The sequence below is a fragment of the Desulfobacteraceae bacterium genome (genome assembly GCA_022340425.1).
In the GTDB taxonomy this organism is placed as follows: domain Bacteria; phylum Desulfobacterota; class Desulfobacteria; order Desulfobacterales; family JAABRJ01; genus JAABRJ01.
Map to the genome: position 1 here is coordinate 1 of JAJDNY010000165.1, position 18,602 is coordinate 18,602.

Sequence of the window (18,602 nt, forward strand, 5' to 3'; positions counted from 1 at the left end):
GAGGTCACATGACCGCGGCAAGCCTTAAGCCGGGTGACGTCGCCGGGTGGGGGCCTTTCAACGCCGATGGGCGTCCAACAGCGCATTGATCCAGTCGAGGTCGAAGGCATCGGGGTCGAAATCCTCCCCGACCCATTCCGTGCTCTCCTCGTGTTCTGGGTGTTGCGGGTCCTTCAAGGACTCCAGCAGCGCGTAGTATCCCCACAGGCCGCCGACGTCCTCGGGCGGGCAGGCCCCCTTGCCCTTGATGCACACCGGCAGCGCGGTCTCGGCATCGACGGGCAGGATCTTCTCCAGGGTAATCTGGTGCATCCAGCCGTCCCCGAAATCGTACTCGTAGATCATCGCGTCTTTTTCATGCCGCAGAATTTGAGCTAGCTTGACCTTGCGCTCGTCGCGAACCCCTTCCAGATCGAATTCGGGATCAGGGACCCCGTAGACGGCACCGTAAGCCGTGAACTGATGCAGATGGCTGTCGCTCCACCCCATGACGGTTTGCAGGACATCATGCAATTCCGCCAGGGTCATGCCACTGTCAACCAGGAAACGACGCCATATCGGGGGTTTGGCACCTTTAAGGGCGACCTTCAGTTGATACGTTTTTTGGGGTTTCTTCGCCATGGATACATTCCTTTCGTGGGTGCCGGCCCCCCACACGCGCACAGCGCGGCACGGGACCCGGCAAAAAGGGTCGGCCAAAGGCCTCCCGGGGCGGGGGCCGCATGTTAAAATCAGCTTACAACGGATCCTGGGGTTCGGACAACCGATCGCAATTGACAGCCGCCCGATTATGGGACATATATCGAAACTGACCGGGCGATGCACAGCCCGCCCATCCTGTCCAAAGGAGCAGCCCATGACGACGGTTCGCATTCTCTGCGACAACAGCATCGGTCGCCTGGATTTTTTGGGCGAACATGGCTTTGCGGCCTTGATCGAGCGCGAGCAGGGCCGTTTTCTGTTCGACACCGGCCAGGGCCTGACCCTGCCCCACAACGTCAAAGCGGCCGGGATCGATCTCCGGGACCTTCGGGCGGTGGTGCTCAGCCATGGGCACTACGATCACACCGGCGGGCTGCCCTGGGTCCTGCAGCACACCGGGTCGGTCAAAGTCGTGGCCCATCCGGCCCTCTTTGATCCCCACATGACCCGCCGCAGCGACGTTGCCGGCGGCAGCGGGCGTTTCATCGGGTGCCCGGCGACCCGGGCAGGGCTGGAGAGGGCGGGGGCCCGCTTCGAGTTCCACCCCGAGACCTGCGAGCTGGCGCCCGGCGTCTGGTTTGTCGCCGGCTACGCCCGCAACCCCGCCCAAACCCCCACCGACCCGCAGCTGGTGCTGCCCGGGGACGACGGCCCACAGCCCGACCCGATTGCCGAGGATGCCAGCCTGCTGCTGGAAACGGCCGCCGGGCCGGTGCTGATCCTGGGGTGCGCCCATGGCGGCGTGCTCAACATCCTCGACCACCTCGCCAGCCGGTTGGGGGTTTCCAGGCTGCACGCCGTCTTAGGCGGCACGCATCTCATGTTTTTCCCGCCCGAAAAGATCCAGGCGGTCATCCAGCGCCTGGAGGCCTGCGGGGTGGCCCAGGTGGGCGTCTCGCACTGCACCGGAAGGGATGCGGCCATGAGGCTGGCGCTGCACTTCGGCCCGCGCTTCAGCCACGCCGCCGCCGGCAGCGTCTTCGCCTTCTGAGACGGCGCGCCCTTCAGCCGGGAGGGCGGCCCGCAGCCGTCCCCGGTTGGCGTTTGAGCGCCCGGCGCCACGGCCGTCTTGATCTATCCGCTGCCCGTGGGCTTGCCCCAAAAAAACCTTGCAAATCCCACCGCAATCAGTCACAAAAACAGGGCGGCGCCGGGCATTCGATTTCTTCCGGACTTCCCCGCTGACCCACGCAATTTCACCTTCCCCCTTTTTGAGCGGTTCACGGTTTCCGCCCCCGGCGGCGGCTGATCTGTTTTAAACCGGATCTCTTTCAAGAACCCGGGGCAAAGCGGCCGGTGTCCGCGTCGCAGACGCGCGATCCGCCCACGCGCCCCCACCAGCCGGGCCCCATCGCGGTCGACCGTCTTCCCGCGCGAACCGGTTTCCCGCCCGCGAGCCAAGCCGGGCGATGGGGGTGGGTCCCTTCGACAGGAGGCCACATGACGTCCGCCATTCCGATCGTTTGTCCGTACTGCGGGGTCGGCTGCAATATCGAGCTGAATCTCGACCAAAGCGGCAGGCCCTTCGAAAGCCGTGCCTCGGGGCGCAACCCCGAATTAAACGGCCGCTACCTTTGCGTCAAGGGCTTCACGGTGCACGAACTGCTGAACAACCCGGAGCGGCTGAAAACGCCCTTCCTGCGGAAGGCCGACCAGATGGTCCCGGTGTCCTGGGAGGCGGCGCTGGACGCCGCTTCCCGCGGCCTGAAGGCCGTCATCGCCAAATACGGCCCTGAAAGCGTCGGTCTGCTCTGCAGCGGCAAGATCCTCAACGAGGAGGCCTATCTTTCGCAAAAATTCCAGCGCACCGTGATCGGCAACAACCACATCGACAATTGCGCCCGGCTTTGCCACGGACCCTCCGAAGCGGCCCTGCGCCGTCAGCTGGGCTTCGGCGCGGTCAGCACCTTTCTCGAGGACTACGACGCCACCGAGACCGTGGTGGTCGTCGGCGCGCACACCACCTTCACCCACCCCGTCATCTGGATGCGCGTCAAAAAACGGGCCAAAAAGGGCCAGGTCAACCTGATTCTGGCCGACCCGCGGGAAACGGATCTGGTCAAAAACGCCGCCGTCCACCTGCGGGTCAAACCGGGCATGGACATTTTCTGGCTCGGGGCGCTGGCCAAGATCATTCTCGACAAGGGATGGCACGACCACGCCTTCTGCGAAAAAAACACCATCGGCTTCAAGGCCTTGTGCCAAAGCCTGGCGGACTTCGACATCGATGCCGCATGCGGGCGTGCCGGCGTGTCGCGCCAGGCGCTGGAAACCGCGGCGGGATTGATTCACGATAAGAAAACGATCTTCATCTGGGGCATGGGCCTGACCCAGCACGCCCACGGAACGGACAACATCACCGCCTTGCTGAACCTGGCGCTGCTGACCGGCAACATCGGCAAACCCGGCTGCGGGCTCTCACCCCTGCGGGGTCAGAACAACGTGCAGGGCGCCGGCGACATGGGGGCGTTGCCCAATCTGTTGCCGGGCCACCTGGCGGTGGACGACGAGGCGGCCCGGATTCACATGGGCGCCATATGGAATGCGGTCGTCCCCTCGCGGGGGGGTCTGGCGGCACCCGAAATGATCCACGCCATCGCCTCCCGCAAAATCCGGGCGCTCTACGTCATCGGCGAAAACCCGGCCCTTTCCGAACCCCAGGCCAATTTCGTGACCTGGATGCTGCATCAACTGGACCTCTTGATCGTCCAGGAAGTCTTCCCCAGTGAAACCGCCAAATACGCCGACATCATCCTCCCGGCGGCGGCCGTGGGGGAGAAGGACGGCACCTTCACAAACGCCGCCAGGCGGATTCAATACACCGCCAAAGGGGTCAGCCCCCCGGGGGATGCCCGGGCGGATTGGGAGATTCTGCAGGACCTGGCCAATGCCATGGGCGCCGACTGGCATTACGCCTCGAGCAGCGCCATCTGGGAGGAAATTCGCCAGGCAGCGCCGGTTTTCAGCGGCATCAGCCACGAGCGGCTGAAGCGCTCGAGGGGGATTTTCTGGCCCTGCTACGGGGAATCCCACCCGGGCACCCCGCGCCTTTACGAAGACGGCTTCGGGTTCCGCGACCGGCGGGCGCGCTTCATTCCGGTGGATCTGCCGGAGACCCTGATGACGCCAACCGAAGATTACCCGCTGGTGCTGATCACGGGACGCCTGCTGGAGCATTTCAACACCGGCGAAATGTCGCGCCGGACGACCAAGCTTTCCAAACTGCGGCCGGCCGCCTACCTGGAGATGAATCCCCGGGATGCGGCGGCCGCCGGTTTATTGGAAAACGACGTCGTCCAAATGACCAGCCCTTACGGCACCGTGCGCCTGCCGCTCAAGTTGGACGACAGCCTGCAACGGGGATATCTTTTTGCCCCGATTCATTTCAGCGAGCCCAATTTCAACTCCCTGATGAGCGCCGTGCCCATCGACCCCCATGCCCGGATGCCGGCCTTGAAGGTGATCCCCGTAAGGGTGGAAAAAGCCTGACTCCAGGCGGTTTCCAACCACGGCGGGGTGAAGCACACGGCCGACAGGCGCTTTTTTCACGTCGGCCAAATTGAAAGTTTGACTTGCTTCCGAAACTTGGCTATAAGTTGGCCAAGGTGCCTGAGAAGGCTTAAATGGGAACCCCGTGGGAATCGGGGACGGTCCCGCCGCTGTAATCGGGGACGACCGCTGCGAATGCCACTGCCCGGGCAAACCGGGTGGGAAGGTGCAGCCAGTAGGACGATCCGGAAGTCAGAAGACCTGCCTTGAATATGCGTCACTGCCCCTGCGGCAAGACAGGGGAGACAGTGGCAGTCAAGGGTCAAGCTAGCTGGGTGCAGCCCTTCGTGTTTTTTATCACGAAGGGCTTTTTTTGTTCCCCGATACCGGCGGGGACTCAGCGGGGAAAGGCGGCCGAGCTTCCGGGCAGAAGTGCCCGGCCTCACTCTCCGGGCCGGGTTTTCTCGGCCGCCTTTCCCTGGATCCCGTTTCCAGCAAGCGCCGCTTGTCTCCCGTTGAAGCTCCCCAGGCCGCAGGCAAGTGCTGACGCGCAACCCCGAAGACTGGAGGACAAAATGGCCAAGCTCTGCACCACCGCCCACCACCCCTTGGGCAAATCCAACGAACCGGTCTACACCATCACCGACGGGAAGTTCTACCGGACCGTTTTTCACCCTTCCGGGTGGTCGGCGCTGGCCGACTATGAACTGGGCCCGGACGGCAAACTCTACCGCACGGCCAGCCATCCGCTGGGCCCCGGCAAGGCGGCGGCTTACGAATTCCGCGGCGACTGCGGGCTTTACCGCACGGCCGGCCACCCCCAGGGCGCAAGTGACCTGCCGGAGTACGAACTGTGCGACTGACCGGCTGAAGCGCTGCCCGGCTCAGCGTGGGGGTGCCCGCCCCAAGGGCCTGGGTACCGGCGCCCCCCCATGAACCGCCGCCCAAAAACGAGAAATGCACAAAATCGGGCGAAACACTTGATCCGCCCCCCCCGGTCGGGATAAAGGAGAGACACTTCTCCGCGAAGCCAGGACCGGTGGGGGCTTTTTTTTGGTCCCGGCAGCGGCCAAGCGCCTGAAACGACCCAACCCGCAACGCGATATTTGCAGAGAGGAAAAACCATGGTTTTCAAAGGCAGGGCCTACGATGAAATCGCGGTGGACGAGACTTTCGCCGATGCGCTGACGGTCACCGAAACCCACATCGTGCTGGCCGCCGGCATGTTCGGCGACTTCAACCCGTTGCACGTCAACCAGAGTTTCGGTGAAAACTCGCGCTTCGGCGGCCGGATTTTGCACGGCCCCTTTACCAGCGCCCTGATATCGGCCCCGGTGGGCGTCTTTTTCGCCGGCACGGCGGTCGCCTACCTGGAGCACGCCTGCCGCTTCAAACTGCCGGTCAGGGCGGGCGACACCCTGACCACCACCTGGACGGTCACCGAAAAGATCGACAAACCCAAAATCGACGGTGGGATCGCCGCCATGACGGCCGTCTGCCACAACCAGCGAAACGAGCTGGTCGCCGAGGCCGACGGCAAGATCATGCTGAAAAACCGCCGGGCAGTATAGCCATTCCCTGCCGTTTGGCGCTTGCGACGGCGCACCGAAATGGTGTAAGCGATTTCATCGGGGATATGCGCCCGACGGCGGCGTCCCGAGAGGAGCGGCCGGTTTTGCGGCCCAAATTCCGCCGCCCCGCCGCTGCAAAAGACCCGGCGCCATAGGAGAAAAAACCATGCCCAAAGCATGCAATCTCAGCAAGGGGCAGATCATCCAGATCAACGATCACCCCTACCAGGTGGTTCACATCGACGTCCAGACCCCGTCGGCGCGCGGCGCCAACACCCTCTACAAGGTCCGCCTGGCGGGGGTCACCAACGGCCAGAAGCTGGAGCAAACTTACAAGGGCAACGACTTCCTGGAGGAAATGGAGCTGGAGCGCCGTCCGTGCAGCTACCTCTACCGCGACGGCGACTTTTTCACCTTCATGGACATGACAACCTACGAGCAGCACACCCTGACCGCGGAAAACCTGGAGGGCCAGAGCCAGTGGCTGATCGAGGGCATGGAGGGCATCACCGCCCTGCTGCTGGACGGCCGCCTGATCGCCATCGAACTGCCGGCGAGCCTGGACCTCGCCATTGTAGAAACCGCGCCCGCCATCAAGGGGGCTTCGGCCACCAACCGCAACAAGCCCGCCACCCTCTCCAATGGGGTCACGGTGCTGGTGCCCGAATACTTGGCCGAAGGCGAAATGGTCCGGGTGAATACCCAGACCGCAAAGTTCATGTCGCGGGCCAAAGGCTGACCCGCCCGATGGGGTGGGGGCTGCGCCGCGGCATGGGCATGAACCCGGCTTGTGGCCAGCCAATGCGGCCGGCTTGGGGCTGGCCGAGGAGGTTCCCATGGCCAAAGCGGTTTTCGCCAGCCGGGAATCCGGCGAAAAGTTTCACCTGGAAATCCCCGGCCTGGATTACGTCCTGGAACTGCCGTATGTGCGCCTGGACGGGGGCGGCGGCGGTGCGAAGATCGCGTCCCTCAACCTGATCGGTCAGATCCGTCTCAACCGCGACCTGGGCCGCCTGCTGGCCGAACGAGTGCGGACGGCATTTCCAGAGTTGGACGGCATCGCCATCCTGACGGCGGTGGAAAAAGCCCTGCAGCTCACCCAGGTGGTGGCCCAGGAGTTGGGCATCGACGCCGTGGCCGTGGCCTACAACCGCGTCAAGCCACATATGGAGGCCGCCCGCCGGCCGATCATCCGGGTGGACATGGGGTCCATCACCTCGGGCGACAAATGCCTGGTGCTCTATGAACGCGACATCAACCTGCTGCTCGCCGCCCGCCGGGGGGTGATCCTGGTGGACGACGTGGTCAGCAGCGGCGGCACGGTCCTGGGAATGGTGGGCCTGCTGGCGGAAATCGCCCGCTTCAAGCACTTGGCGGCCCCGCCGCCGATCCTGGGCATCTTTTGCGTGGCCCGCGAAGGCCGCGACCTCCCGCCACTGCCCGCGACGCTGACCAGCCTGGCCGCCCTGCCGCCGCCCGAGATCCAGTCGACTCCCTCCCCGGGAACGTGAGGCGGAGGCCGGGCTGAGGGATATGGCTGCTGCCGACGGCCCGACGGTGTTGCCGGGGCCCCGACCCGGCAGCGCCGCGGCCGGGCAGCGGAAAAAGCCCTGGCCACTGCACTCCACTGCCTTCCAAAAAACCGGCGCATGTCGTATTTTGGGGTTGTTTTGGATTCAAAATGGATTATAGTAGGAAATTCACCCTGCCGGTACCCGGCGGGGTGGTTTGTTTTCGGCCGGCAGGCCGCCGCGCCATCGGCCGAGGGCGTCGCTTGCGGCGGCGCCATCCAATTTGAAACCATCTGCAACACCGAGGAGAAAGAAAATGACCGAACGTTCAACGATTACCCTATACAGCGGCGGCCATCGCGGCGCCGAGGCGGAGTTTGGCCGGCAGGCCGAGAAGTGGGGCCTCAACGAGGTCACCTTCTCCTTTGAAGGCCACCAGGCCGAACGGGAGCGGGGAGTGCGTCTGCTGGGCTCCGATGAACTCAAAAAGGGCGACGTCAGCATGGAGATCGTATCCCTGCGGATGGGCCGTACCTATGCCCGTGCGGACAAAATCCGCAAGGTGATCCAGTCCATTTTCCACATGGTCAACAACGGCTTTCAGGTGATCACCATCGGCTGGCTGCAGCCGGACGGCACCGTCAAAGGCGGCACCGGCTGGGGCGCCGAGCTGGCCAAGCTCTTCAACCGCCCGCTGAGCGTCTATGACCAGGAGCGCAAGGCCTGGTTCAGCTGGCAGGACAACCGCTGGGTGCCCGAAACACCGGTGATCAGCGGCACTTCCTTCGCAGGTACCGGCACCCGCAACCTGACCGACGACGGCCGAGAGGCCATCAGCGATCTTTTTCAACGCTCCTTCGGCCCGGCCGACGCGTGATGACTGTGGGGCGCGGCCGGCCGAAGCGGCCACAAACGAAATAAAGCTCGATGACACCCGATCCCCCCGCACCCACCTGCCCGGTCTGCGGCGAACCGGTCAAGGCTGCCTGGAAGTTCTGCCCGGCCTGTGAAACACCGCTGGGCGGCCTGCTTTGCCCGGGCTGCCGCCAGCCGGTCAGGGACAACTGGAAGCGCTGCCCCGAGTGCGGCGCGCGTCTGGTCTGCCAAACCTGCGGCCGGCGCCTGCCGCCGGGCCAGGACACCTGCCCCGCCTGCCGGGACGAGGCCGCTGCAAGCCCGCCCGAAACGCCGCCGGCAACCATCATCGAACCGGTGACGGAGATCGCCCTGGTGTACGTCCCCGGCGGCCGGTTTCAAATGGGCGACACCTTCGGCGACGGCGTCGAGAACGAAACACCCCTGCACGCCGTCCAACTGGAGCCTTTCTACATCGGCCGCACGCCGGTCACCCAGGCCCAGTGGCTGCGGGTGATGCCCGAAAACCCCAGCCGTTTTCGGGGCGACCGGCTCCCGGTGGAGCAGGTGACCTGGGAGGACGCGGCGGCCTTCATCGAGAAGCTCAGGGGCTTGACTCCGGGTGGCCGCCACCTGGATCTACCCACCGAGGCCCAGTGGGAGTTTGCCGCCCGCAGCGGCGGCCGGGGTGAAAAATTCGCCGGCGGGCTCGCCGTCGAACAGGTGGCCTGGTACGAGGAGAACAGCGGAGGCGCCACCCACCCGGTGGGCGAAAAGGCCCCCAACGGCCTCGGGCTCTACGACATGAGCGGCAACGTCTGGGAGTGGTGCCGGGACGTTTTCCAGCACGAGGCCTACCGCCTGCACGCCCCGCAAAATCCGGTCGTCACGGGCAGGGAGGCGGACCGGGTGATCCGCGGCGGCAGCTGGAACCTGGACGCCTGGAGCGCCCGCTGCGCGCGCCGCACCAGCTGCCCCGCCTATTTCTCCGGCCCCGCCGTGGGCTTCCGACTGGTCATCAATCCCCATGCGGCCGACACCGCGTGAGCAGGCTGGGGGGCCCTTCGAAATGGCATCGAGCGTGGCCGGAGTAAAGTTCGCCGCACCGCAACCGGTTGCAAGGTCCGGCGCAGAGCAGGGCTTGGACCAAACCGTCATACTTGACAGGCAGAGATTTTTCGATTATTTAAACCATTAAAAAAACAAGTTCTTTTTACCCACCCCGCTTTTTCCTCATTAAAATCTCACGTTTCACCGTCTTCGTTTGTTCCCTGATTTTTTTTGAGCCGAAGAGGCTTCAGCACCCGAAAGGACTTGGCCGCGCCACCGGATCAAGCCTCCCTGCGGCATACCAGGGGGAGCTTCACCCAACGGGCAGGAATCGTTTTTCAGCACATCCCCTAACGCAGTTCCGACCGGACGCCCCCGAGGCCGGCACCCTTCATCCCCGGAGCGGATTGGCCGCATTTCCGGGTCCAACGACCGTTGAAAGGAGATTCGCAATGATGGAAGCAGTCAAAACTGGTGATACGATCAGCGTAATTTACACCGGCAGACTCAAGGACGGCGAGGTTTTCGATTCCAACGCCACAGGCGGGGCACCGCTCAAGTTTACCGTGGGTGCCGGCCAGCTCATTAAGGGGTTCGACCAGGCGGTGCTCGGCATGCTGCCGGGAGATAAAAAGACGGTGACCATTGCGCCCGCCGAGGGTTACGGAGAGCACCAGGAGGAACACATCGTCAGCCTGCCCAAGGCCAACGTGCCGGCAGAAATGAACCTTGAACTCGGCATGCAGGTGCAGCTCAGCAGCAGCACCGGGCACACCTTGCCCGCAGTAGTTGTGGAAATCGGCGACGACGCCGTCCGGTTGGACGCCAATCACCCCCTGGCCGGCAAAACCCTGGAGTTTGACATCGAGATCAAGGAAACCGGCCTGACGCCGGATCCCCATCAGGGTTGCGGCTGCGACACGGCCCAGGGCTGCGGGGAGGGGTGCAGCGGCTGCGATTAGGCGCATCTTTCTCCCGGAAAGCCCCGGGAGGGGTACCTCTGCCCGCCGGTGAATTCCGGATATGGGGGGGCCTATTCCCTGCGACCGCGGCCGTGTCGAGGGGACCGACAGGGCCGTGGTCATTTTTCACAATCCCGAAGGGCGTCGCTTGACACGCCACCATCGAGGAGATGGCCGACGCCCGGAAGCGGCTGATCGACCATCTGGGCATATCCCGGCTTTTCTGCATCGCCGGCAGCTCCATGGGCGGATTTCAGGTCCTGGAGTGGTCCCTGCGCTATCTACGACTAGGTAATTTTGAAGCGGAAGACATTCCGCTTGCATTTCGAAACCAGAGGATTTAAGTTACCGACCGCCGAGAACACCGGCAGGGCTTCCGCGAGGGCGATCACCGGCCCCGAACGGGGGGCCCCTCCGGATTTTCCCGGCACAACAGCCAGACACCCCCAGGGGATCGTTAAGCGTCGTGCCCTAGTCGAACGTGCCGCAGGAATTCATTTGCGACGGATATTCTCAACCGCGAACGGCTGCACGCCCGCACAGCAGGGGCGCGATTTTTTACGAAACCGCTACCAAAGGAAAGCGAAGATGAACGAAGGGGACCCTACCAGTAGCCCTTACCACCCATCCGGGATGACCGGAAACCATTTGATTTTCTGGGGTCCACTCAACGGGGAACACCCTCGGAACGCCCGCTCTCTGCCGCCTATCAGGCGCTGATCCACGGCCGCTCCGGCGTTCTGTTCCCGGTTGAGGACCACAGAACGCCAAGGAGCCGCCATGAACGCCGCACTCCAGCTTGACATTCCGTACATCGATCCTTTCGAGGCCGCCAGCCGCATCGACATCGAAAATCTGCGCGACAGGCACCCGTCCGACATCGCCGAGGCCCTCGAAGCCGCGGAGCTGCCGCCGCTTGAAATCGTCGAAACGCTCCTGAAGATCGGCAACCGCAGGGCCGTCGAGGTCTTTGCCCAGCTTCCGATCGAAATCCAGCGGGCCTGCCTCGAGACCGGCAACACCCGGACCATGCTGCGCTTCATCGAAAACATGGAGCCCGACGACCGCGTGGACCTGCTCAAGGCCGTAGCCACAGATGTCAGCGAAACGATGATGCCGCTGATCGCCCAGGCCGAGCGCAACGAGATCCGGCGCCTCTGGAACTACGAGGAGGGCACCGCCGGGGCGGTCATGACCACCGAATACGCGTTTTTGCCGGCCCACATCACCGTGCGCGAAGCGCTGGAAAAACTGCGCCTGCAGGCCCCCAACAAGGAGACCATCTACTACGTCTACATCATCGACGACCAGCGCCGCCTGCTGGGCATGATCTCCCTGCGCGACCTGATCATGTCCAAGCCCCAGGCCCGGCTGGCCGCCATCATGCAGGACCATGTGATCGCGGTGCCCCACGACATGAACGTGGAAGAGGTCGCCGGCCGGATCTCCAAATACGACTTTCTGGCCCTGCCGGTGGTGGACGGCAAAAACCGGCTGGTGGGGATCATCACCGTCGACGACGTCATCGACATCATGGAGGCCGAAAGCACCGAGGACTTCCACCGCATCTCCGGCGTGGTGCCCTTCGAGGAGGAATACTTCAAGCGCCCGCTGACGCGCCTTTTCTGGAACCGGATCTGGTGGCTGGCCATTTTGCTCTTCACCTCGCTGCTCTCCACCACCATCATGGAATGGAATTCGGAGGTCGTGCACCAGATGGTGGCCCTGGTTTTTTTCATCCCGATGGTCATCGGGACCTGCGGCAACGCCGGCACCCAGTCGGCCACCATGGTGGTGCGCGCCTTGGCCCTGGGGGAGGTCTACCCAAGGGATTTTTTTAAAATTTTTCGCCGCGAACTGGCCATGGGCCTGGCCCTCGGGCTGGCGCTGGGGCTGATGGCCTACTTTCGCGTCATCCTGCAGGACAGCAACCTGATCCTGGCCTGCATCGTCTCGACGGCCCTGGTGGCCACCCTGTTGGCCGCCAACCTGGCCGGTGCCCTGATTCCCCTGGTGCTCCGGAAAGCCAAGCTGGACCCGGCCCTGACCGCCGGACCGTTCATCGCAACCATCATCGATGCGGTCGGGATTACCATCTATTTTCAGATCGCCATCGTGCTGATGAAGGTATTTTAGCCGGCAGCGTCCGGCCCGCGTCCCGAGGCCATCTTGATATCAGCTCCCCCCCGCCAAGCCAGCCAAGCCGACCCGCCGTCGCGCAACCCGACGGCCTTCGTCCGGTTCTTTGCACCGCTGGCCCTGCAGTCGGCATCCCAGGGACTGACCTACCCGCTGGTGGCGATGGTGGCCTCGCGCGGCGAAGGCGGCGCCCTCAACCTTGCCGGCCTGGCCCAGGCCACCACGGTCCTCTTCCTGCTGGGGACCCTGGGCTTCGGCCTGGTGACCACCGGCATGGTGTTCGCCAAAAGCGCCGCCGGCTTTCGGGCCTTCCGGCGGGTCTGCTGGGTGATCGCGGCCGCGGTGCTGCTGGCCCAGGCCCTGCTCTGCCTGCCGCAACCGGCGCACCTGCTGTTTGCCGGCCTGATCGGCCTGCCGCCCTCGATCGAACTGCCGGCGCGGGTCTCGCTGCTGGCGAGCCTGCCCATCCAGCTGCTCTTTTTCCTGCGGATCCCCTATCAGGTGGCGATGTACAACGGCCGGGCGACCGGCCGGGCCAGCATCGCCACCCTGCTGCGAATCGGGCTGACGCTGCTGCTCTCACCGCTGTTCTGTCGACTCGGCTGGGTGGGCCCGCTGTGGGCCATCGTCTGCCTGACCATCCCGGTAGGCTTCGAAGTGCTGCTCTCGGGCCTTCTGGCGCGCCCTTTCCTGCGGCGCCTGGCGCCCGGCGCGGGTCCCCCGCAGTCGCTGGGCGAAATCTTCCGGTTCAACCTGCCGCTTTCGATCAGCGGATACCTCTTGGCGTTTGCGGCCATCGTGCTGGGGGCCGTCATCGCCCGCGCCGCGGCCCCCGAGCAGATGCTGCCGGTCTACTATCTGGCCCTGGGCCTGGCCACGCCCCTGGCCTACGGCGCCACCCGCCTGCAGGAGGTGGTGCTGGCCTTTCCGCCGCGATCCCGGAGCGACCGCCAGGTCCTCTATTTTGCCCTGGCGGCCGGGGCAGTTTTGGGCGCCCTGCCGCTGGTGTTCATTCTTCCCCGGCTGGCCGAATTCTATTACATCGGACTGCAGAAGCTGCCGGCCGGCGACCTGCACCTGGTCCGCTGGGCGGCCCTGGCCCTGGCCCCCTACCCGCTGTGCGTCGCATTCCGCGCCCAGTGCGAAGGGCTGGCGGCGCTGGTGCGCCTGCCCGCCATGGTTGTCTATGGCCAGGCGATGTTCATGCTGACGGTGGCCGCCAGCGCCGGCCTCGCCCTCGCCCTGGGGTTGCCGGGTTTTTTGATCGGCGCCGCGGCGCTGTGCTGCGGCAACCTGGCCTCATCGGCCACAACCCGCTTCTTTCTCAACCGCACCGGGGGGCGCCAGCGCCGGCCCCTGCCCGGCACCGCCGCGGCCCAAAGCCCGATCCGCTGACCCGCGCCGCTTGCGGCCCCCGGGCGGCGTGCTTACGCTTGGAGCGAACCCTGCCGGACGGGAGTGTCTGTACCCCCTGCCCTTGCTGGAGAATATCGAAATGAACGTCGTCTTTCTTTCGCCCCATTTCCCGCCCCACTTCCATCATTTCTGTCGCAACCTGAGGCAGCTGGGCGCCACCGTATTGGGCATCGCCGATGTCCCCTGGGAAGCGCTGGCACCCGCCCTGCAGGCGGCCCTGAGCGACTATTACCGCGTGCCGGACCTGCACGATGACGACGCCCTGCTGCGGGCCTGCGGCTGGTTCACCCACCGCCACGGCAAGATCGACCGTTTGGACTCCCTGAGCGAGTACTGGCTGGCCACCGAAGCCCGCCTGCGGGAGAACTTCAACATCTTCGGTCTGCGGCCGGCGGACATCGCCCACGTGCGCCACAAGTCCGGCATGAAGGCCCGCTTCCGCGCCGCCGGGGTGCCCGTGGCCGAGGGCGGGCTGATCCCGGACCTGGCCAGCGCACACGAACTGGCCGCCCGCACCGGCTACCCGATGATTGCCAAACCCGACGCCGGGGTGGGGGCCCTGGACACCTTCAAGCTGGAGAACGACGCCGAGCTCGAACGCTTTTTCGCCTCCCCGCCGCCGGTCCCCTACCTGGCCGAGGCCTTCATCGACGGCACAATCCACAGCTTCGACGGCCTCACCGACCGGAACGGCCGGATCGTGTTTCACACCGCCCACCGCTACAGTCAGGGCATCATGGAAACCGTCAACGAGGGGCGTCACATCGCCTACTACTCGCTGCGCGAAATCCCCCCGTCCCTGGAGGCCATGGGCCGGGCCTGCGTCGAGAGCTTCGCGGTGCACGAGCGCTTCTTCCACATCGAATTTTTCGAAACCGCCCCCGGGCAATTCGTCGCCCTGGAGGTCAACCTGCGACCGCCGGGCGGCTACACCACCGACATGTTCAACTTCGCCAACGACATCGACATCTACCGGGCCTGGGCCGAGCTGCTGGTCCGCAATCAGACCGAACTGGCCGCCGACCGCCGCTACCACTGCTGTTACGCCAGCCGCAAGCACCACCTGCGCTACCGCCACTCCCACGCCGACATTCTGACGCGCTACGGCGGGCAGATGCTCATGGTGGAAACCGTCCCCGGCGTTTTCAGCAGCGCCCTCGGGGACATCGGCTACATCTTCCGCTCGCCGCAGCTGGCGGTGATCGAGGAGATCATCGCCTTTATCCACGCCATCGAGTTTTGACAGACCACGGGAGAATGGGATGCAGGTGGAGTATCACAGCTGGTGGAGCCGGCACCTGGAACGCGAGATGGCGCTCAAGGTCTACGGCCACTGGGGGGAACCCCTGGTCGTCTTCCCCTGCTCGCGGGGCCGCTTTTTCGACTACGAGGGCATGGGAATGATCGCGGCCGTGGCGGGCTTCATCGAAGCGGGCAAGATCAAACTGTTCACCGTGGACAGCATCGACGCCGAATCCTGGTACGATTTCAGCGTGCCGCCGGCGGTCCGCAACGCCCGCCACGAGGCCTACGAGCGCTATGTGGTGGAGGAGGTCGTGGCCTTCATCCGGGACCACTGCCGCGGCGGCCCGCAGCTGCGCCCCATGACCAACGGCTGCAGCATGGGCGCCTATCACGCGGTCAACTTTTTTCTGAAACACCCCGAGAGCTTCGGCGGCACCATCGCATTGAGCGGCCTCTACCGCCTGGAGCGCAGCGAGTTCAAGCTGGGCCCAGGTGATATGGCGGCGGTCTATTTCAACAGCCCGCTGAGCTACCTGCCGGGCCTGGAGGATCCGAACTATCTGCGGCGCTACCGCGACAGCCGCATCATGGTCTGCGCCGGCCAGGGGGCCTGGGACGAAGAGGCCCTGGCAGACACCCGCGAACTGGACGCTCTTTTGCGGGCCAAGGGGGTCCCGGCGCGGGTGGAGTACTGGGGCCACGACGTCAACCACGACTGGCCGTGGTGGTTTCGCCAGATGAACCACTTCCTCGGCCTTCTCTACGGCTGACGCGCTGCGCCCGGCTGCGTGCCGTGCGGCGATGCGCTCTGCCGCCAGCCGGCCTGCAGTGCACCGTCGGCGCCCCGCCGGAAGGGCAGCCAGACCAGCCCGAAGAGCTCCAGGGTGATATCGGCGGCCTTGGCTTTGACCAGGAGGGTTTCCAGCGCAACCGCCCCCGGGTCCAGGGCGACTTCGATGCCGGCCAGATCGGCCGCGAAACGCGCGTCCAGTTCGGCCAGATCGGCCTGAACGGCCGCAACCGTTTCCCGGGCGCGGACGACGTCCATCTTCTCCTTGTGCATGCGGCCGGCGGACTTCAGTGCGCTGCCCAACCGATAGGTGGTCCCGGCCGAGACCGCTTTGCGGCCCAAAAAAGCGCCCAGCAGGACGCTGCCGAAGGAAATGGCCGTTTCGGCCTTGCGCGCATCGACCTGCTGCTGCTCCCGGGAAACCGCCTGCTCGGCCCGCAGCAGGCGGTTTTTAAGAACGCCGAAGCGCGGCTCGTATTTGCGCCGCAGCCCCTCAACCGCCAGGTCCCGCTTTTCACGCAGGACGTGCCCCAGGCGGCCGCGAAAAAGGTTCTCGACCTCCCCGGGTTGACTGCTCACCTGATACTTTTTGGAAGCCAGGAGGGTCAGAGGCCGGCGCTGACGCACCCAGGTAAGCAGGCTTTTCTCCCACCCCTTGAAAGCCGCCGCGTTGCGCGCGGCCGGCGGCAAGGGTAGAAATTGCGCCCCGGAGGGCGGCCGATCGCCCAGCTGCGCGGGGTCAAGCGCCAGTTCAAAGCCCGCGTCCCAGTCCAGGGGCACAGGCCCGTCGGCTAGCAGGGCCGTGATGGCCACCGTCTGGCTGGCATCCACCCGGTAGCGTGGGCTGCTGTAATGGATGTCCAGACGCCCCAGCACCGCCGGAGAATAAACCAGCCCCTGGCCGGCCCCCGCAGCGGCCAGATAGTAGGCCGCCACCCCCTGGGGCGCCAGCGGGGGCCTGCCCGCGGCCGCCTCACCGGCGGGCCCGGCCGGCGGCGATGGGCCTTGTTGCGCCGCGGCCTGCTCGCCGTCTTCGGCCGGCACCGCCGCCAGGCGCTTGATCTCCTCCCGGGTCATGGGCCCGCGCAGATAGGACAGGACCCAGCGGGTCTCGAAGACCACCGGCTGGGTCTCGTGCACGTTGTGCAGCAAAAACACCCGCTGTCCCAGACCGGCGAGCACCTCCCCGATCTGCCGGCGGTCCAGGCCGCTGCCGGCGCCTTCGAGCCCATCCAAGAGCCGCTGCTTGTCGCCCTCGGTCTGGAGCCGGCCGATGAACCAGGTGCCGGTGTTGGCAAGTCCCTTGTAATCCAGGTCCACCGGGTTCTGGGTGGCCAGCACCACCCCCAGGCCAAAGGCCCGGGCCTGTTTCAACAGGGTCAGCAGCGGGGTTTTGGCCGGCGGGTTGCGGGAGGGCGGGAAAAAGCCGAAAATCTCGTCCATGTATAGGATCGCCCGCAGGCTGCCGGTACCCGGCTGGGTGCGCACCCAGGCGAGGATTTCACCCAGCAAAAGCGACACGAAGAACATCCGCTCGGCGTCGGAGAGGTGGCTGATGGTGAAAATCGCGGCCCGCGGCTTGCCGCCCGGGCCGTAGAGCAGCCCGCCGACGTCCAAAGGCGCGCCCGTCAGCCAGGCCTCGAAGCCCGGCGCGGCCAGAAGGGCGTTTAAGCGCAGCGCCAACCCGAGGCGCTCTTTGGCGGGAAAGAAAACCTCCAGGTCCATGACCCCGATGCGTTCAAACGGCGGCGCCTGGATGGCGTGGATCAAACCGGCCAGGTCCAGGCCCCGCCCCTGCAGCCAGACGGCTTGCAGGATGGCGGCGATCAGGGTATGCTCGCGGCTGGTAAAGGGCTCGGCCGCGATCCCCAGCAGGGAGAGCAGGCTGGTGGCCGTGGCCTGGATTCGCTCCTGCAGGAGATCCGGCTCCTGCAACAGGGCCGCAGGGGGTGCAGCAAAGCTGCGCATGACATTGACCGGCCGGCCGGCGCTGCTGCCCGGGGTGTAAAGGGCCAGCTCGGCCGCCATGCGCAGGCGGCCGATGCGCTCAGGCGTCTGGCCCCACTGGGCCAGCCCGCTGCGCCAGCGTTCGGCTTGGCGGGCGGCGTACTCCTGGCGGGTCGCCCCCTGGGTCAGGGCCTGCCCCTCGTCCACCCAGGGCTCGAAATCCGCGGCCGCAAGCTCGGGAAAGGTCAGGAGCAGATTGGCCAGGTCGCCCTTGGGGTCGATGGCGATCACCGGTATGCCGTCGATCAAGGCCTCCTCCAGCAGGGCGATGCCCAGACCGGTTTTGCCGCTGCCGGTCATGCCGATGATGACCGCGTGGGTGGTGAGGTCCTTGGCGTCGTAGAGCACCACCTCCGGCCGGCCGCGGCGCTGCTTGAGATCGTATTCACGGCCGAGGTAGAATGCGCCGAGTTTCTCGAAGTCCTGCATGGCGTTCCTCCTGGAGGGTCGATTGCCAACTCATGACAGTTCCGTAAAAAGCATTTTACCCCGCGGGGCGGTGTTTGCCAGAAAGGAACTTTGCCGGGCACGCCGGTAATAGACCGGGATTTACAACTCCCATTGGTCTGTGTTCTGGTCTGTGTTCATTTTCTTGTGCGGACAAGAAAACGAACCAAAAGAAGCCGCCCGCGGGCCGGGGCTGCCCCCGCGGCCCGGCGAAGCTGAGAGGCGGGGCCCCTTGACCGGACCCGCTCCCGGATTGTAAACTTTATGGTTCCGTAGAAAGGCCAATTTCTGCGTTGCGCTGCATCTCGAAGTCGCTGCGGCGTACATAAGTACGCCTCACGCCGCTGAGATTTGCGCGCCGTAACTTGAGCTTTCTACGAAACCGTCTGGTTTTTGACTTTTTACCGCTTCATCAAAC

Annotated in this window: 16 protein-coding genes and 1 riboswitch; of the genes, 14 read left to right on the forward strand and 2 right to left on the reverse strand. The window is 65.1% G+C overall.

What is annotated here, in order from left to right; all coding sequences use genetic code 11:
• Nucleotides 1–57: 57 nt before the first annotated feature.
• On the reverse strand, nucleotides 58–621 hold the full coding sequence (locus tag LJE63_14675) for a plasmid pRiA4b ORF-3 family protein (protein MCG6907850.1): 564 nt from the start codon (nucleotides 619–621) through the stop codon (nucleotides 58–60).
• Between the two features lie 235 nt (nucleotides 622–856).
• Between LJE63_14675 and LJE63_14680 the strand changes: the two genes are divergently transcribed.
• From LJE63_14680 to LJE63_14745, 14 genes are all read left to right on the forward strand, one after another.
• The gene (locus LJE63_14680; GenBank protein ID MCG6907851.1) at nucleotides 857–1,693 is read left to right on the forward strand and encodes an MBL fold metallo-hydrolase; all 837 of its coding nucleotides are present in this window, start codon (nucleotides 857–859) and stop codon (nucleotides 1,691–1,693) included.
• A gap of 449 nt (nucleotides 1,694–2,142) precedes the next feature.
• Nucleotides 2,143–4,191: a formate dehydrogenase subunit alpha gene (gene fdhF / locus LJE63_14685; GenBank protein ID MCG6907852.1), complete on the forward strand. Its 2,049-nt coding sequence runs from the start codon at nucleotides 2,143–2,145 to the stop codon at nucleotides 4,189–4,191.
• A 97-nt stretch (nucleotides 4,192–4,288) separates the two neighbouring features.
• Nucleotides 4,289–4,475: riboswitch (cobalamin riboswitch) on the forward strand.
• Between the two features lie 291 nt (nucleotides 4,476–4,766).
• Nucleotides 4,767–5,054 (forward strand): hypothetical protein, encoded by a 288-nt coding sequence (locus LJE63_14690; protein ID MCG6907853.1) that lies wholly within the window; start codon nucleotides 4,767–4,769, stop codon nucleotides 5,052–5,054.
• 261 nt (nucleotides 5,055–5,315) lie between these two features.
• On the forward strand, nucleotides 5,316–5,762 hold the full coding sequence (locus tag LJE63_14695; protein ID MCG6907854.1) for a MaoC family dehydratase N-terminal domain-containing protein: 447 nt from the start codon (nucleotides 5,316–5,318) through the stop codon (nucleotides 5,760–5,762).
• Between the two features lie 166 nt (nucleotides 5,763–5,928).
• Entirely contained in the window at nucleotides 5,929–6,501 is a 573-nt protein-coding gene (gene yeiP, locus LJE63_14700; protein MCG6907855.1) for an elongation factor P-like protein YeiP, read from the forward strand.
• Between the two features lie 97 nt (nucleotides 6,502–6,598).
• Entirely contained in the window at nucleotides 6,599–7,273 is a 675-nt protein-coding gene (locus LJE63_14705) for a hypothetical protein (protein MCG6907856.1), read from the forward strand.
• Between the two features lie 316 nt (nucleotides 7,274–7,589).
• Nucleotides 7,590–8,150 carry a hypothetical protein gene (locus tag LJE63_14710; protein MCG6907857.1) on the forward strand — a complete coding sequence of 187 codons (561 nt, stop codon included), beginning with the start codon at nucleotides 7,590–7,592 and terminating at the stop codon, nucleotides 8,148–8,150.
• Nucleotides 8,151–8,200: 50 nt separating this feature from the next.
• Nucleotides 8,201–9,175 (forward strand): SUMF1/EgtB/PvdO family nonheme iron enzyme, encoded by a 975-nt coding sequence (locus LJE63_14715; GenBank protein MCG6907858.1) that lies wholly within the window; start codon nucleotides 8,201–8,203, stop codon nucleotides 9,173–9,175.
• Between the two features lie 455 nt (nucleotides 9,176–9,630).
• Nucleotides 9,631–10,140, forward strand: coding sequence for a peptidylprolyl isomerase (locus LJE63_14720; protein ID MCG6907859.1), 510 nt, complete (start codon nucleotides 9,631–9,633; stop codon nucleotides 10,138–10,140).
• Nucleotides 10,141–10,310: 170 nt separating this feature from the next.
• Nucleotides 10,311–10,484, forward strand: coding sequence for a hypothetical protein (locus LJE63_14725; protein MCG6907860.1), 174 nt, complete (start codon nucleotides 10,311–10,313; stop codon nucleotides 10,482–10,484).
• A 436-nt stretch (nucleotides 10,485–10,920) separates the two neighbouring features.
• Nucleotides 10,921–12,276, forward strand: a complete 1,356-nt coding sequence (gene mgtE / locus LJE63_14730; protein ID MCG6907861.1) for a magnesium transporter — start codon at nucleotides 10,921–10,923, stop codon at nucleotides 12,274–12,276.
• 33 nt (nucleotides 12,277–12,309) lie between these two features.
• A complete protein-coding gene (locus tag LJE63_14735; protein MCG6907862.1) occupies nucleotides 12,310–13,674 on the forward strand; it encodes a hypothetical protein in 1,365 nt (454 codons plus the stop codon).
• Between the two features lie 100 nt (nucleotides 13,675–13,774).
• Complete coding sequence (locus LJE63_14740; protein MCG6907863.1) at nucleotides 13,775–14,938, forward strand: carboxylate--amine ligase; 1,164 nt, start codon at nucleotides 13,775–13,777, stop codon at nucleotides 14,936–14,938.
• Nucleotides 14,939–14,957: 19 nt separating this feature from the next.
• Nucleotides 14,958–15,710 carry a transposase gene (locus LJE63_14745; protein ID MCG6907864.1) on the forward strand — a complete coding sequence of 251 codons (753 nt, stop codon included), beginning with the start codon at nucleotides 14,958–14,960 and terminating at the stop codon, nucleotides 15,708–15,710.
• Here LJE63_14745 and LJE63_14750 read toward each other — a convergent pair.
• Nucleotides 15,701–18,166, reverse strand: coding sequence for a DUF87 domain-containing protein (locus LJE63_14750; protein ID MCG6907865.1), 2,466 nt, complete (start codon nucleotides 18,164–18,166; stop codon nucleotides 15,701–15,703). The genes LJE63_14745 and LJE63_14750 overlap by 10 nt on opposite strands.
• Nucleotides 18,167–18,602 lie beyond the last annotated feature (436 nt).

What these genes read in the sequence shown, in the direction of transcription:
- LJE63_14680 (MCG6907851.1), top strand. Translation starts at nt 857, where the DNA reads ATGACGACGGTTCGCATTCTCTGCGACAACAGCATCGGTCGCCTGGAT.
- LJE63_14695 (MCG6907854.1), top strand. Translation starts at nt 5,316, where the DNA reads ATGGTTTTCAAAGGCAGGGCCTACGATGAAATCGCGGTGGACGAGACT.
- LJE63_14745 (MCG6907864.1), top strand. Translation starts at nt 14,958, where the DNA reads ATGCAGGTGGAGTATCACAGCTGGTGGAGCCGGCACCTGGAACGCGAG.
- mgtE (MCG6907861.1), top strand. Translation starts at nt 10,921, where the DNA reads ATGAACGCCGCACTCCAGCTTGACATTCCGTACATCGATCCTTTCGAG.
- LJE63_14750 (MCG6907865.1), bottom strand. Translation starts at nt 18,166, where the DNA reads ATGCAGGACTTCGAGAAACTCGGCGCATTCTACCTCGGCCGTGAATAC.
- LJE63_14690 (MCG6907853.1), top strand. Translation starts at nt 4,767, where the DNA reads ATGGCCAAGCTCTGCACCACCGCCCACCACCCCTTGGGCAAATCCAAC.
- LJE63_14705 (MCG6907856.1), top strand. Translation starts at nt 6,599, where the DNA reads ATGGCCAAAGCGGTTTTCGCCAGCCGGGAATCCGGCGAAAAGTTTCAC.
- LJE63_14675 (MCG6907850.1), bottom strand. Translation starts at nt 621, where the DNA reads ATGGCGAAGAAACCCCAAAAAACGTATCAACTGAAGGTCGCCCTTAAA.
- fdhF (MCG6907852.1), top strand. Translation starts at nt 2,143, where the DNA reads ATGACGTCCGCCATTCCGATCGTTTGTCCGTACTGCGGGGTCGGCTGC.
- LJE63_14720 (MCG6907859.1), top strand. Translation starts at nt 9,631, where the DNA reads ATGATGGAAGCAGTCAAAACTGGTGATACGATCAGCGTAATTTACACC.
- LJE63_14740 (MCG6907863.1), top strand. Translation starts at nt 13,775, where the DNA reads ATGAACGTCGTCTTTCTTTCGCCCCATTTCCCGCCCCACTTCCATCAT.
- LJE63_14710 (MCG6907857.1), top strand. Translation starts at nt 7,590, where the DNA reads ATGACCGAACGTTCAACGATTACCCTATACAGCGGCGGCCATCGCGGC.
- LJE63_14715 (MCG6907858.1), top strand. Translation starts at nt 8,201, where the DNA reads ATGACACCCGATCCCCCCGCACCCACCTGCCCGGTCTGCGGCGAACCG.
- LJE63_14725 (MCG6907860.1), top strand. Translation starts at nt 10,311, where the DNA reads ATGGCCGACGCCCGGAAGCGGCTGATCGACCATCTGGGCATATCCCGG.
- yeiP (MCG6907855.1), top strand. Translation starts at nt 5,929, where the DNA reads ATGCCCAAAGCATGCAATCTCAGCAAGGGGCAGATCATCCAGATCAAC.